Source organism: Streptomyces sp. NPDC048424 (assembly GCF_040651555.1).
Taxonomy (GTDB): domain Bacteria; phylum Actinomycetota; class Actinomycetes; order Streptomycetales; family Streptomycetaceae; genus Streptomyces.
Window position 1 is genome coordinate 12,945 of sequence record NZ_JBEZKE010000033.1, and the last position, 14,553, is coordinate 27,497.

At 68.4% G+C, this 14,553-nt stretch carries 12 protein-coding genes; all 12 read left to right on the forward strand.

Annotated elements, in window-relative coordinates; all coding sequences use genetic code 11:
* Positions 1-193 precede the first annotated feature (193 nt).
* Positions 194-1,849 carry an ABC transporter substrate-binding protein gene (locus AB0D29_RS32150; RefSeq protein ID WP_362859059.1) on the forward strand — a complete coding sequence of 552 codons (1,656 nt, stop codon included), beginning with the start codon at positions 194-196 and terminating at the stop codon, positions 1,847-1,849.
* Between the two features lie 197 nt (positions 1,850-2,046).
* Entirely contained in the window at positions 2,047-2,973 is a 927-nt protein-coding gene (locus AB0D29_RS32155; RefSeq protein WP_362859060.1) for an ABC transporter permease, read from the forward strand.
* 23 nt (positions 2,974-2,996) lie between these two features.
* A complete protein-coding gene (locus tag AB0D29_RS32160; RefSeq protein ID WP_362859062.1) occupies positions 2,997-3,920 on the forward strand; it encodes an ABC transporter permease in 924 nt (307 codons plus the stop codon).
* A gap of 51 nt (positions 3,921-3,971) precedes the next feature.
* Positions 3,972-5,021, forward strand: a complete 1,050-nt coding sequence (locus tag AB0D29_RS32165; RefSeq protein WP_362859063.1) for an ABC transporter ATP-binding protein — start codon at positions 3,972-3,974, stop codon at positions 5,019-5,021.
* Positions 5,014-6,066, forward strand: a complete 1,053-nt coding sequence (locus AB0D29_RS32170) for a dipeptide ABC transporter ATP-binding protein (RefSeq protein WP_362859065.1) — start codon at positions 5,014-5,016, stop codon at positions 6,064-6,066. The genes AB0D29_RS32165 and AB0D29_RS32170 overlap by 8 nt, the downstream gene beginning before the upstream one ends.
* 124 nt (positions 6,067-6,190) lie before the next feature.
* The gene (locus AB0D29_RS32175) at positions 6,191-7,117 is read left to right on the forward strand and encodes a GNAT family N-acetyltransferase (RefSeq protein ID WP_362859066.1); all 927 of its coding nucleotides are present in this window, start codon (positions 6,191-6,193) and stop codon (positions 7,115-7,117) included.
* A gap of 142 nt (positions 7,118-7,259) precedes the next feature.
* On the forward strand, positions 7,260-8,774 hold the full coding sequence (locus tag AB0D29_RS32180) for a hypothetical protein (RefSeq protein ID WP_362859068.1): 1,515 nt from the start codon (positions 7,260-7,262) through the stop codon (positions 8,772-8,774).
* Positions 8,775-8,867: 93 nt separating this feature from the next.
* Positions 8,868-10,499 (forward strand): ABC transporter substrate-binding protein, encoded by a 1,632-nt coding sequence (locus AB0D29_RS32185; protein ID WP_362859069.1) that lies wholly within the window; start codon positions 8,868-8,870, stop codon positions 10,497-10,499.
* Between the two features lie 31 nt (positions 10,500-10,530).
* Complete coding sequence (locus AB0D29_RS32190) at positions 10,531-11,454, forward strand: ABC transporter permease (protein WP_362859071.1); 924 nt, start codon at positions 10,531-10,533, stop codon at positions 11,452-11,454.
* Positions 11,455-11,557: 103 nt separating this feature from the next.
* Positions 11,558-12,484 (forward strand): ABC transporter permease, encoded by a 927-nt coding sequence (locus AB0D29_RS32195; RefSeq protein ID WP_362859136.1) that lies wholly within the window; start codon positions 11,558-11,560, stop codon positions 12,482-12,484.
* Between the two features lie 12 nt (positions 12,485-12,496).
* Complete coding sequence (locus AB0D29_RS32200) at positions 12,497-13,471, forward strand: ABC transporter ATP-binding protein (protein WP_362859073.1); 975 nt, start codon at positions 12,497-12,499, stop codon at positions 13,469-13,471.
* The gene (locus AB0D29_RS32205; RefSeq protein ID WP_362859074.1) at positions 13,464-14,507 is read left to right on the forward strand and encodes a dipeptide ABC transporter ATP-binding protein; all 1,044 of its coding nucleotides are present in this window, start codon (positions 13,464-13,466) and stop codon (positions 14,505-14,507) included. Before AB0D29_RS32200 ends, AB0D29_RS32205 begins: the two co-directional genes overlap by 8 nt.
* The last annotated feature ends 46 nt before the right edge of the window (positions 14,508-14,553 follow it).

The window sequence follows — 14,553 nt, forward strand, 5'->3', positions numbered from 1 at the left end:
ACCACCCAAGTGTGGTTTACGGCCTGGCAGTCCCTGAGGATGGCTCCATTGAGCTCGGGTCAATGGGTCACGCGCTGTGGGGAGCGCGCCGACTCACGAGCACACTATGGGCAGGAATTCGCTCGCCGTCAGGGGTGTCGGCGAGGTTTTTTTGCCCCTCAAGTCGATCAGTGGACTCATGAGGAGGAAACCCATGCGCGGTGCCAAGAGCGCCAAGTGGGTCGTGGGCGCGGTTGTCGTCGCCCTGGCCGCTACCGCCTGTGGCGGCGGTGACGGTGACAGCAAGGACAAGGGCAGCGCTGCCAACGGTGGCGTGTTCCGGATGGGCAGCACGGAGCCGGACACCATCGACCCGGGGCGTGCCCACGAGTCCACCGGTATCCTGCTCGCCAACGCGCTGTTCACCGGCCTGTACGGCAACACGCCGGACGGCCTGGCCGAGCCCGCGCTCGCCGAGTCGGCGACGTCGGACGAGGGTTGCACCTCCTGGACCTTCAAGATCAAGCCCGACACCAAGTTCTCCAACGGCGAGGTCGTGGACGCCGAGGCGTTCGCCCGCGGTTGGGCCCGTGCCGCGCACAAGGCCGCCGCGTCCGACGTGGCGTACCACTTCGCCGGCATCAAGGGTTACGCCGAGCTGCAGGACGGCTCCGCCAAGACCTTCTCCGGTGTCACCACCCCGGACCCGAACACCATCAAGGTGGACCTGTCCAAGGCGGACTGCGAGTTCGTCCTGAAGACGGCGCACAACGCCTACAGCCCGGTTCCGAAGGCCGCCAAGGTCGGCGAAGAGGACAAGGCGTTCGGCGAGGCCCCCATCGGTAACGGTCCGTTCAAGATGGACGGCACCTGGGAGCACAACAAGGCGATCAACCTCGTCCGCAACGACGACTACTCGCTGACCAAGGCCTCCCTCGAGAAGGTCCAGGTCACGCTCCTCAACGACAAGACCGCGCAGCAGCTCGAGTACGACGGCTTCCAGGCCGGCACCTTCGACTACGCGCACATCCCGACGCCGATGCTCAAGACGGCCGAGGCGAAGTACAAGCCGCAGAACAAGTGGTTCGCCAAGGACACGAACGGCATGAACTTCGTTCTGCCGATCGGTGACAACGGTCCGACGAACAACAAGGACGCCCGTCTGGCGATCTCCTACGCGATCGACCGTCAGGCCATCGCCAAGGGTGTCTTCCAGGGCTACCAGACCCCGTCGACCACCATCGTGCCGCCGGCGTTCCCGAAGGCGTACCAGAAGGACCTCTGCGTCTCCTGCGTCAAGCAGGACGTCGCCAAGGCGAAGGAGCACGCCGAGAAGGGCGGCCTGAAGCCGGGCACCGAGATCCGCTTCAGCTTCAACACCGGTGCGGGCCACGAAGAGTGGGTCCAGGCCATCGCCAAGCAGCTCGAGGACGTCCTGGGCGTCAAGGTCAAGCTGGACGGCAAGGACTTCCCGGGCATGCTCAAGGAGCAGCAGAGCTCCGCGGCCTCCGGTCTGTACCGCTTCGCGTGGGGCGCGGACTACCCGACCCCGGAGAACTTCCTGTTCCCGCTGCTGCACTCGGCCTCGATGAACAAGGACGCCGAGGGCAACGTGACCGGTGACAACCGCGTCCGTTACAACAACCCCGAGTTCGACAAGCTGATCGACACGGCTCGCTCCACCAAGGACGAGACCGCTCGCATCGCGATGTACAAGCAGGCCGAGAAGATGGCCATGGACGACATGGCGCTCATCCCGACCTTCAACCGTTCCCAGTTCCGCCTGATGGCGACCGACAAGTTCAACGGTCTGGACGACATCAACTTCAACGAGGACCCGATCCTCGAGAAGATCTCGATCAAGAAGTAATCGGTTCGGACGGTATATCCGTCAGGAGCGAACGTGCCGCGGCCCCCGGGTGACCGGTGGGCCGCGGCCCCGCTCGGCAGGCCGTTTTCACTTCGGCACCCCTCACATCCGCGGGCAACCCCCGCACGCCGAGAGCCGGCCCGTTCCATGGGCTGGAGGCCGCTGCTCCCAGAAGCGGCCAGGTAGAGAGGCAAAACATGGGAAGGTACGTCGCCCGTCGCCTCGGGCAGATGGTCATAGTCCTCATAGGCGCGACCATGGTTCTGTTCGCGTGTCTGTTCGTACTCCCCGGCGATCCCGTGGGTTCGATCGCGGGCAGCGACAAGGCACGTGACCCCGCAGTGGTCGCGGAACTGAAGGCGCGTTACGGGCTCGACAAGTCGTTGCCCGAGCAGTACGTCAACTACGTCGCGAAGGTTGCCACCGGCGACCTCGGCGAGGACTTCGTGCAGCGCCGCGAGGTTTCCGAGATCCTCGGCCCCAAGCTTCAGAACACGGCGAAGCTGGCCATCCTGGCCATCGTGCTCGTCACCGTGTTCGGTATGGGCGTGGGCATCATCGCCGCGCTCTACAGATACAGCATTCTCGACATGGCCACGACATTTTTTACGACGATGGCCGTCGGGTTCCCCACCTTCGTGATCGGCATGCTGCTCATGAAGTTCTTCGCCGTGGACCTCCAGTGGTTCCCACAGCTCGGCGGAGACAAGCTCGAAGGCATGGTCCTTCCCGCGATCACCCTCGCCATCACCGACGTCGCCTTCGTCGCCCGCCTGACCCGCGGCACGATGCTCGAGGTGCTGCGCGCGGACTACGTGAAGACGGCCGTGGCCAAGGGACTTCCGCGCCGCCGCGTGCTGTTCAAGCACGTGCTGCGCAACTCGTCCATTCCCGTGGTCACGTACCTGGGTATTTCGTTCGGCGGACTCCTCGGTGGTGCGCTCATCACTGAGGCGATCTTCAACTGGGACGGTGTCGGTCTGGCACTGGTTCAGGCGATTCAGCAGCAGAACAACCCGATCGTCATCGGTGTCGTGACGTACAGCGTCGCGATCTTCGTCGTCCTCAGCCTCATCGTGGACCTGCTGTACGCGGCCCTCGACCCGCGTATCCGCCTCAGCTGACCGCCCCCAAGGAGGATTTCCTCATGTCTGAGCTCGCAACGAGCCCGGCGATCGGGGACGAGAACCCCGTGTCGTCCGCTTCGGCCGCCGCCGAACCCGCACCCAAGCAACTCAGCCAGTGGGGCGAGATCCGGCACCGCTACGTCCAGAACAAGCTGGCCGTCGTCGGTCTCGTGATCATCTCCCTGCTGTTCCTGACGGCGATATTCGGCGACATGCTCGCCCCGTTCGACCCGAGCGCGCAGGACCTCGAGAACACCCTCGCCTCGCCCAACGGCACCCACTGGATGGGCACCGACGCCCTGGGCCGCGACATGTTCTCGCGCCTCATCGCCGGCACCCGCGTCGCCATGTTCGTCGGCCTCGCCTCGATCTTCTTCGCGGTGCTGATCGGTGTCGCCCTCGGCGCCATCGCCGGCTACTTCGCCGGCTTCGCCGACACCCTGGTCATGCGCGTCGCGGACGTGTTCCTCGCGTTCCCGCTGATGATCGGTGCCGTCGTCATCATCCTGGTCACCGGGCGCGGCATCACCCCGGTGGTCATCTCGCTGGCCATCTTCTCCTGGGCCACCGTGTCCAGGCTCCTGCGCAGCTCGATCCTGTCGGTGCGCGAGATGGACTACGTCCACGCGGCCAAGGCGCTCGGCGCCGGCGGCTGGCGGGTCGTCCGCACGCACATCCTGCCGAACTCGCTGACCGCCGTTCTGGTCTACGCGACGTTCAACGTCGGCACCACGATCGTCGGTGTGGCAGCGCTCTCCTTCCTCGGAGCCGGTGTCCCCGTCGACGTCCCCGAGTGGGGCAACATGCTGGCGGCCGGACAGGGCTTCATCGGCGTCAACGACTACCTGTGGTACTTCCCCAGCCTGTTCGTCGTCGTCACCGTGCTCGGCTTCGCCTTCGTCGGCGACGGCCTGCGTGACGCGCTCGACCCGAAGCTCCGGTAGGGCCGCCCGATGCCCCGAGACAACATCAGCAAGCAGGACGAAGGTGGCGGCGTGACGACGTCGGAGATTCTCAGCGTTGCGGAGACGGGTGGCGGGTCCGCCGTGCCGCTGCTGGAGGTGGACAACCTCCAGGTCGAGTTCAAGACCCGTGACGGGGTCGCCAAGGCCGTCAACGGCGTGAGCTACAGCGTCAACGCCGGCGAAACCCTCGCCGTGCTCGGCGAGTCCGGCTCCGGCAAGTCCGTCACCGCACAGGCGATCATGGGCATTCTCGACAGCCCGCCCGGACGGATCGCCGGCGGCGAGGTGCGCTTCCACGGCAAGGACATCCTCAAGATGTCCGACGAGGAGCGCCGCAAGCTCCGCGGCAACAAGATGGCGATGATCTTCCAGGACGCGCTGTCGTCCCTGAACCCGGTCTACTCGGTGGGCGACCAGCTCGGCGAGATGTTCCGGGTCCACCGCGGCATGTCCAAGAAGGACTCGAAGGTCAAGGCCATCGAGCTCATGGACCGGGTGAAGATCCCCGCCGCCAAGGCGCGCGTGGGCGATTACCCGCACCAGTTCTCCGGCGGTATGCGCCAGCGCATCATGATCGCCATGGCGCTGGCCCTGGAGCCGGACCTGATCATCGCCGACGAGCCCACCACGGCCCTCGACGTGACGGTCCAGGCCCAGGTCATGGACCTGCTCGCGGAGCTCCAGCGCGAGATGAACATGGGCCTGATCCTGATCACCCACGACCTCGGCGTCGTCGCCGACGTCGCGGACAAGATCGCCGTCATGTACGCGGGCCGGATCGTCGAGACCGCTCCGGTCCACGAGATCTACAAGCGTCCGTCCCACCCGTACACCCGCGGCCTGCTCGACTCGATCCCGCGCCTGGACCAGAAGGGCCAGGAGCTCTACGCGATCAAGGGTCTGCCGCCCAACCTGCTCCGCATTCCGACGGGCTGCGCCTTCAGCCCCCGCTGTCCCAAGGCGCAGGACATCTGCCGTACGGAGATCCCCGTACTGCACCCCGTCACCGAGCAGGACGGCACCGAACTGCCGGGCCGCGGCAGCGCGTGCCACTTCTGGAAGGAGCAGATCCATGGCTGAGCTCACCAAGAACGCCACCGAGCGCGAGCCGATCCTCCAGGTCCGCAACCTGGTCAAGCACTTCCCGCTGACCCAGGGCATCCTGTTCAAGAAGCAGGTCGGCGCGGTCAAGGCGGTCGACGGGATCTCCTTCGACCTCTACCAGGGCGAGACCCTCGGCATCGTCGGCGAGTCCGGCTGTGGCAAGTCCACGGTCGCCAAGCTCCTGATGAACCTGGAGCGGGCCACCTCCGGCCAGGTGCTCTACAAGGGCGAGGACATCAGCCGGCTGTCCGGCAAGGCCCTCAAGGCCGTGCGCCGCAACATCCAGATGGTCTTCCAGGACCCGTACACCTCGCTGAACCCGCGCATGACGGTCGGCGACATCATCGGGGAGCCCTTCGAGATCCACCCCGAGGTGGCTCCCAAGGGCGACCGGCGCCGCAAGGTCCAGGAGCTCCTGGACGTCGTGGGCCTGAACCCGGAGTACATCAACCGGTACCCGCACCAGTTCTCCGGCGGTCAGCGCCAGCGCATCGGCATCGCCCGCGGCCTGGCCCTGCAGCCCGAGATCATCATCTGCGACGAGCCGGTCTCCGCGCTCGACGTGTCGGTGCAGGCGCAGGTCATCAACCTGATGGAGAAGCTCCAGGACGAGTTCAACCTCTCCTACCTCTTCATCGCGCACGACCTGTCGATCGTCCGGCACATCTCGGACCGCGTCGGCGTCATGTACCTGGGCAAGATGGCCGAGATCGGCTCCGACGCCCAGATCTACGAGCACCCGACGCACCCGTACACCCAGGCGCTGCTCTCCGCCGTCCCGGTCCCCGACCCGGAGGCCCGCGAGGGCCGCGAGCGCATCATCCTGAGCGGTGACGTCCCGTCGCCGGCCAACCCGCCGTCGGGCTGCCGCTTCCGCACCCGCTGCTGGAAGGCCCAGGACAAGTGCTCCACCGAGGAGCCGCTGCTGGCGATCCCGGAGCGCTTCAAGGGCCAGACCGGCCCGGCCGCGCACGAGTCGGCGTGCCACTTCGCGGAGGAGAAGGCCATCCTGGCCGTCTGACCTCCGACGGACCCGCAGGGCCACGGCCGGTCCCCGGTGCTTCGAGCACCGGGGACCGGCCGTTTCCGTACGGGTCCGGGAAACCCGGTTGCGGCACGGGGAGCGCGGCCCGGAGAGTGAGGCAATGACCCTCACCGTACGGCCCGCCGGGCCCGGGGACGCGGCCGACATCTGCGCCCTCCTCAACGCCGTCGACATGATCGAGATCGGCCGCCCGGAAACCGACCTGGGCACCGTCGAATCCGACCTCAACGCCCCCGACGTCGACCTGGCCACCGACTCCTGGCTCGCCTTCGAGGGCGGGCGGCTCGTGGCCTACGCCCTCGTCTGGGCCGACTCCGGGCCGGGCCGCGTCGACGGCGACCACTACGTACTGCCCGGCCACGACGAGGCGGCCGTCCTGCTGCTGGAGCGCATGGAGGCCAGGGCCCGCGAGCTGACCGCCGGCTCCGGCGTCCTGCGGCTCCAGCTCAACGTGGAGCCCACCCTCGACCTCTCCCACCTCACCGGGCGCGGCTACCGCACCATCCGCCGCTACCAGGTCATGACCCGCTCCCTGTCGCCGGCCGCCGACCCGGCGCCGGCCCTCCCGGACGGGCTCACCCTGCGCCACTGCGCCGACGACGAGGCCGACCGCCGCCGGGCCCACGCCCTGATCGAGGAGACCTTCGCGGCGCACTTCGGCCATGTGGACCGCCCGTACGAGAGCTGGCTGGACCACATCGACGGCCGCCGCCTCGACTGGTCCCTGGTCTGGATCGCGAGCCTGCCCGGCCACGGCGACGCGGCCGTCCTGCTCACCCGCGACGACCGCACCAGCATGGGCTGGGTCGGCCACATCGGCGTACGCAAGGAACTGCGCGGCCGCGGCCTCGGCGGCTTCCTGCTGCGCCACTGCTTCGCGGCCTACGCCGCCCGCGGCCGCGACACCATCGGCCTCGGCGTGGACACCCACAACGAAACGGGCGCACTCGGGCTCTACGAGGCGCACGGCATGGGCCTGCACTACGCGGTCGACTCCTGGGAGCTGCCGTTGCACTCGCAGGGGTGACGGGTGGCCGCTGCTGCTTCGTTGCCGGCCGTCGTGTAGCCCGTACGGGTGGAAGCGGGCGCTGCGCGCGCGGGGTCCTGGCGAAGCTGCCATGGTCGGTGCACGACGTGAGGGCTGTTGTGCAGATCGAGCGGGGTGGCTGGTGGCACGCGCTGGGGGCAAGCCGAAGCGGGCGCTGCGCACGCCGGCCGCCGCCTTCACCGTGTCAGCGCCCCACGGCGCGCGGATCCGGGATCGTCTGCGCCTGTCCGGCCGCGATGCCGAAGTACTGCGGATCGTCGGCGAGTACCTCGGCGGGCTCGCCCGTGCCGATCTGGCAGACCGGGTGCGGATCGGGACGGTGGCAGCCACGCAGAACCGGCGGGCGGCGCGGAAGCGCGCGTTGACCAGGGTGTCGTCGTCACGGTGGGCGGGCGCCATCACCCGTGCGTCCGAGGACCAGTACCAGCTCTCACTGCGCTGTCTCCTTGACGAGCGAACCTCGCTGCGCCGGGCCGTCTCCAAGATCCGGCAGCGCGCGGGGGTGCCGTGCGGGCAGCGTGTGGCTGGTGTCCGCGGCTACTCGAGCCAGGCCGAGCGCGCCCAGAAGCAGCGCCGGCTGCGGGTGCTCCCCGGACGCATGGCCGAGGTGGAGGCGCGAATCGAGGCCGGGCATCCGGCGATCGTCGTCGGCGGCCGAAGGCTCGTGAAAACCCGGCACAACCTCACCGCGGCCGGGCTCACGTCAAAGCAGTGGCGGGAGCAGGGGGACGCACGGCGCATGTTCCTGACCGCAGACGGAGAGTCGGGCGCGCCGTACGGGAACTACACGATCACCGTGGATCCGGCTGACGGCACGCTCGCCTCCTGGTCCTGCGTGAAGACAGCGCTTCCCACCCCGTCCGAGCTGGCCGCCGCAGGTGCCCGGCTGCTCGCGGTCGACCTGAACGCCGGCCACCTTGCCGCCTGCGTCGTGGACGTGCACGGCAATCCGGTCGGTGAGCCCGTCACCCTGCCCACTGACCTGACCGGGCCCGCATCCCGGCGCGACGGGCGTTTGCGGGCTGCGATCACCGAACTCGTCGACCTCGCCCGGGCGAACGGTTGCGACGGTCTGGCGATCGAGAACCTCGGCTTCGGTGACGCCCGGTCAACCGGCCGGGAAACGATGGGCCGGGGCAAGCGGGGCAAGGCGTTTCGCCGCACCGTCGCCGGACTGCCCACCGCCCGCTTCCGGGAGCGACTGCGTTCGATGGCTCACCATCGAGGGCTCGTCGTGGTCGCGGTCGATCCGGCCTACACCTCCCGCTGGGGCCGCCGGTACTGGCAGGCAGCGCTTCAGGAGCAATCGAAGACCACCCTCGTCACCGGCCATCATGCGGCCGCCGTGGCGATCGGCAGACGTGCCCTCGGCCACGGGACGCGGCGTCGGCCAGGTGTGACCGCACACGACCAGAGGATCGTCGTGCGGAGAGCTACCGGCCAGACCGCGCCCCGCCCGACGGCGCACGGGACCACGAGCCCGCCGAGGACCACAGGCGCACCCCACGAGGGGCGTAAGACCTGCTGGGACCGGAGCGAACGGTTCGCGCGGGTCCCTGCCTCCCAAGACCGTTCGGGGAGGCAACCGGCCAGTCCGGGAGACGGCGATTCGCCCAACAGTGGCCAATATCGCTAGGAACGGTGCAATCGGTCCAACCAGCGATGCACGATGCGATCTATATGGTGACATTGGCGCCTAAGTGAGTCTGGGACCCATAGGAGGCACTCCATGCGCGGAGCCACCCACGCCAAGTGGGCCGCATGTGCGGTGGCCGTCGCCCTCGCGGCGACGGCCTGCGGCGGTGGAAGCGACAGCGGTGGGGGCGGGGGCGACGCGGGGATCGTCAGCTCTTCGTGGGGTGACCCGCAGAACCCGCTGGAGCCTGCCAATACCAACGAGGTGCAGGGCGGCAAGGTCCTCGACATGCTGTTCCGGGGTCTCAAGCGCTACGACCCGAAGACCGGCGAGGCGAACAACATGCTCGCCGAGACGATCGAGACGACGGACAGTCAGAACTTCACGATCACGCTGAAGGACGGCTGGAAGTTCAGCAACGACGAGCCGGTCACCTCGCAGTCCTTCGTGGACGCCTGGAACTACGGCGCGGACGTGCGCAACAAGCAGAACAACTCGCCGTTCTTCTCCGACATCGTCGGCTACCAGGACGTGCACCCGGCCTCCGGGGAACCGAAGGCGAAGACGATGTCCGGCCTGGTGGTGAAGGACTCCAAGACCTTCACCGTCGCCCTCAAGAACAAGTTCTCGACCTGGCCCGAGACCCTCGGCTACCAGGCCTTCTCGCCGCTGCCCAAGGCGTTCTTCACCGACCACACCGGCTGGCTGAACAAGCCCGTCGGCAACGGCCCGTACACGGTGGACTCGTACACCAAGGGCACCGGCATGAAGCTGCGCAAGTGGGACGCGTACCCGGGTACGGACAAGGCGCAGAACGGCGGCGTGGACCTGAAGGTCTACACCGACAACAACACCGCCTACACCGACCTGATCTCGGGCAACCTCGACCTCGTCGACGACATCCCGGCGCAGCAGCTGAAGAACGTCAAGAACGACCTCGGCGACCGGTACATCAACCAGCCCGCCCTCATCATCCAGACCCTCACCTTCCCGCTGTACGACCCGCAGTGGAGCAAGCCGGGCACGGAGAAGGTCCGCCAGGGCATCTCCCGGGCGATCAACCGCGACGAGATCACCAAGCAGATCTTCCGCGAAACCCGCACCCCCGCCAAGGACTGGACCTCGCCGGCGCTCGGCGAGAAGGGCGGCTTCTCCTCGACGGTCTGCGGCGACGCCTGCGTCTACGACCCGGCGGAGGCGAAGAAGCTCATCCAGGAGGGCGGCGGGCTCCCCGGCGGCAAGGTCACGCTGACCTCCAACGTGGACACCGGCTCGCACCGCGACTGGATGGACGCCGTCTGCAACAGCGTCAACAACGCGCTCGGCGAGGGCCCGGTGTGCACGGTCAACCCGATCGGCACCTTCGCCGACTTCCGCAACCAGCAGAGCGCCTTCAAGCTGACCGGCCCCTTCCGTTCCGGCTGGCAGGCCGACTACCCGCTCATCCAGAACTTCCTCCAGCCGCTCTACTACACCGGCGCGTCCTCCAACTACGGGAAGTTCAGCAACCCGGACTTCGACAAGCTCGTCGACGAGGCCAACCAGGAGAGCGACCCGGCCAAGGCCATCGCGAAGTTCCAGGACTCCGAGAAGATCCTCGCCGAGCAGATGCCGGCCATCCCGCTCTGGTACCAGAACGGCAGCGCGGGCTACGCCGAGCGCCTCTCGGACGTTGCGCTCAACCAGTTCAGCGTGCCCGTGTACGACCAGATCAAGGTCAGCTGACCCACGTTTCGGATCGATCCTGGAGCAGTCCATGGGACGTTATGTGATCCGGCGGCTGCTCCAGATGATCCCGGTGTTCATCGGCAGCACGTTCCTGATCTTCGTCATGGTGTACGCGCTCGGCGACCCGGTCGCGGCCCTCTTCGGCGACAAGGCCCCCGACCCCGCGACCGCCGCCCGCATCCGCAAGGACCTCTACCTCGACCAGCCCCTGTGGAAGCAGTACCTCCACTACATGGGCCAGATCTTCCAGGGCGACTTCGGCACGGCCTTCAACGGCCAGTCCGTCACCGAGCTGATGGCCAGCGCCTTCCCCGTCACCCTGCGCCTGACCCTGGTCGCGATCTTCTTCGAGGTCGTCATCGGCATCACCCTCGGCGTGCTCAGCGGGCTGCGCCGCGGCAAGACCGTCGACACCTCCGTGCTCGTGGCCACCCTCGTGGTCATCTCCGTGCCCACCTTCGTGACGGGCTACCTGCTCCAGTACCTCTTCGGCGTCAAATGGGGCTGGGTGCGGCCCACCGTCTCCCCGGAAGCCCCCCTCAACGAGCTGATCCTGCCCGGCATCGTCCTCGCGCTGGTCTCCCTCGCCTACGTCACCCGGCTGTCGCGCACCTCCATCGCCGAGAACGTCAAGGCCGACTACGTGCGCACGGCCACCGCCAAGGGTCTGCCCCGGCACCGGGTCGTCACCCGCCACCTGCTGCGCAACTCCCTGATCCCGGTGGTCACCTTCATCGGCACCGACATCGGCGCCCTGATGGGCGGCGCCATCGTCACCGAGCGGATCTTCAACATCCACGGCGTCGGCTACCAGCTCTACCAGGGCATCCTGCGCAACAACTCGCCCACCGTCGTCGGCTTCGTGACCATCCTCGTCATCGTCTTCCTGCTGGCGAACCTGCTCGTCGACCTGCTCTACGCGGTCCTGGACCCGAGGATCCGTTATGCCTGAGACCGAGCCCGAGCCCCCCGAGCGCGCCGAAGGCCCCGGCGGATACGACCCCGTCGGCCCCCGCCGGCACGAGGCGATCTCCCCCACCGGCCAGGGAGGACCCATGGATCTCGCGCTGCAGGAAGCCGAGAGCGTCGAGGGCATCGAGAAGGCCGCAGGGCCGACCGGCCCCGGACCCACCGAGAAGGCCCGCTCGCTGTGGTCCGACGCCTGGCACCAGCTGCGCCGCAACCCCGTCTTCGTCCTCTCCTCGCTGCTGATCCTCTTCCTCGTGATCATCTCGATCTGGCCGCAGCTCATCGCGAGCGGCGACCCGCTCCAGTGCGACCTGTCCAAATCGCAGCAGGGCTCCTCCCCGGGCCACCCCTTCGGCTACGACACGCAGGGCTGCGACGTCTACACCCGCACGGTGTACGGGGCGCGCGCCTCCATCACCGTGGGCGTCTGCGCCACCCTCGGCGCCGCCCTGCTCGGCTCCGCGCTCGGCGGCCTCGCCGGCTTCTTCGGCGGCTGGGGCGACGCGATGCTCTCCCGGGTCGCCGACATCTTCTTCGGCATCCCGGTGGTCCTCGGCGGCCTGGTCTTCCTGTCGGTCGTCACCAGCACCACCGTGTGGCCCGTGGTCGGCTTCATCGTGCTCCTCGGCTGGCCGCAGATCGGCCGCATCGCCCGCGGCTCGGTGATCACCGCCAAACAGAACGACTACGTCCAGGCCGCCCGGGCCCTGGGCGCCGGCAACGGCCGGATGCTGCTGCGGCACGTGGCGCCCAACGCCGTCGCCCCCGTCATCGTCGTCGCCACCATCGCGCTCGGCACGTACATCGCGCTGGAGGCCACCCTGTCCTTCCTCGGCGTCGGCCTGCGCCCGCCCACCGTCTCGTGGGGCATCGACATCTCCAACGCGGCCTCGCAGATCCGCAACGCCCCGCACATGCTGCTCTGGCCGGCGGGCGCGCTGAGCATCACGGTGCTCGCCTTCATCATGCTCGGCGACGCGGTGCGCGACGCCCTCGACCCCAAGCTGCGCTGAGGAGCCCCGCACATGCTGCTCGAAGTCCGCGACCTGCACGTGGAATTCAAGACGCGCGACGGAGTCGCGAAGGCGGTCAACGGCGTCGACTACTCGGTGGACGAGGGCGAGACGCTCGCCGTGCTCGGCGAGTCGGGCTCCGGCAAGTCGGTGACCGCCCAGGCCGTGATGGGGATCCTCGACATGCCGCCGGGCCGGATCGCGGGCGGCGAGATCCTCTTCAAGGGCAAGGACCTCCTCAAGATGAAGGAGGAGGAGCGGCGCAGGATCCGCGGCGCCGACATGGCGATGATCTTCCAGGACGCGCTCTCCTCGCTGAACCCGGTCCTGAGCGTCGGCAAGCAGCTCGGCGAGATGTACGAGGTCCACCGCGGGATGTCCCGCAAGGACGCCAAGGCCAAGGCCGTCGAGCTGATGGACCGGGTGCGGATCCCGGCGGCGAAGCAGCGGGTGGGGGACTTCCCGCACCAGTTCTCGGGCGGCATGCGCCAGCGCATCATGATCGCCATGGCGCTGGCCCTGGAGCCCTCGCTGATCATCGCGGACGAGCCGACGACGGCCCTGGACGTGACCGTCCAGGCGCAGGTGATGGACCTGCTCGCCGAACTGCAGCGCGAGCTCAACATGGGCCTCATCCTGATCACCCACGACCTGGGCGTGGTCGCGGACGTGGCCGACAAGATCGCCGTCATGTACGCCGGCCGGATCGTCGAGGCGGCCCCCGTCCACGAGATCTACAAGGCGCCCGCGCACCCGTACACGCGCGGCCTGCTGGACTCCATCCCGCGCCTGGACCAGAAGGGGCAGGAGCTGTACGCCATCAAGGGGCTGCCGCCGAACCTGCTGGCCATCCCGCCCGGCTGCGCCTTCAACCCGCGCTGTCCGATGGCGCAGGCCGTCTGCCGCGCCGAGGTCCCGCCGCTCGCGCAGGTCGCCGAGGAGCGTACCAGCGCGTGCTTCTTCTGGAAGGAGTGCCTCCATGGCTGAGTCCCTTCTGGAAGTGAAGGACCTGGTCAAGCACTACCCGCTGACCCAGGGCATCGTCTTCCGCAAACAGGTCGGCGCGGTCAAGGCCGTCGACGGGGTCTCCTTCGACCTGCGCGCCGGGGAGACGCTGGGCATCGTCGGCGAGTCCGGCTGCGGGAAGTCGACCGTCGCCAAGATGCTGGTCAACCTGGAGCGGCCGACGGCGGGTTCGATCCTCTACAAGGGGGAGGACCTCACCAAGCTGTCCGGCCGCGCCCTGAAGGCCGTGCGCCGCAACATCCAGATGGTCTTCCAGGACCCGTACACCTCGCTGAACCCGCGGATGACGGTCGGCGACATCATCGGGGAGCCCTACGAGATCCACCCCGAGGTGGCTCCCAAGGGCTCGCGCCGGCAGAAGGTCCAGGACCTCCTCGACGTGGTCGGCCTGAACCCGGAGTACATCAACCGCTACCCGCACCAGTTCTCCGGCGGCCAGCGCCAGCGCATCGGCATCGCCCGCGGCCTCGCGCTCCAGCCCGAGATCATCGTGGCCGACGAGCCGGTCTCCGCGCTCGACGTCTCCGTGCAGGCGCAGGTCATCAACCTCCTGGACCGCCTCCAGAAGGACTTCAGCCTGTCCTACGTCTTCATCGCGCACGACCTGTCGATCGTGCGGCACATCTCGGACCGGGTGGGCGTCATGTACCTGGGCCGGATCGTGGAGATCGGCACCGACAGCCAGATCTACGACCACCCCACCCACCCGTACACCCAGGCCCTGCTTTCGGCCGTTCCCGTACCGGACCCCGAGGCCCGGGCCCACCGCGAGCGGATCATCCTCTCCGGTGACGTGCCGTCCCCGGCCAACCCGCCGTCGGGCTGCCCCTTCCGCACCCGCTGCTGGAAGGCCGAGCCGCGCTGCGCGGCGGAGGTGCCGCTGCTCGCGGTGCCGCAGGCCTTCCCCTCGGGCCCGGCGGCCCACCCCTCGGCGTGTCACTTCGCGGCGGAGAAACAGGTGGTCCCGCAGACGCCGGCGCCGGGCACCGAGGACTAGTCCCGGCCCGTCCGGCCCGGTTCCGGCCTGTCCTGTCCGTGGGACA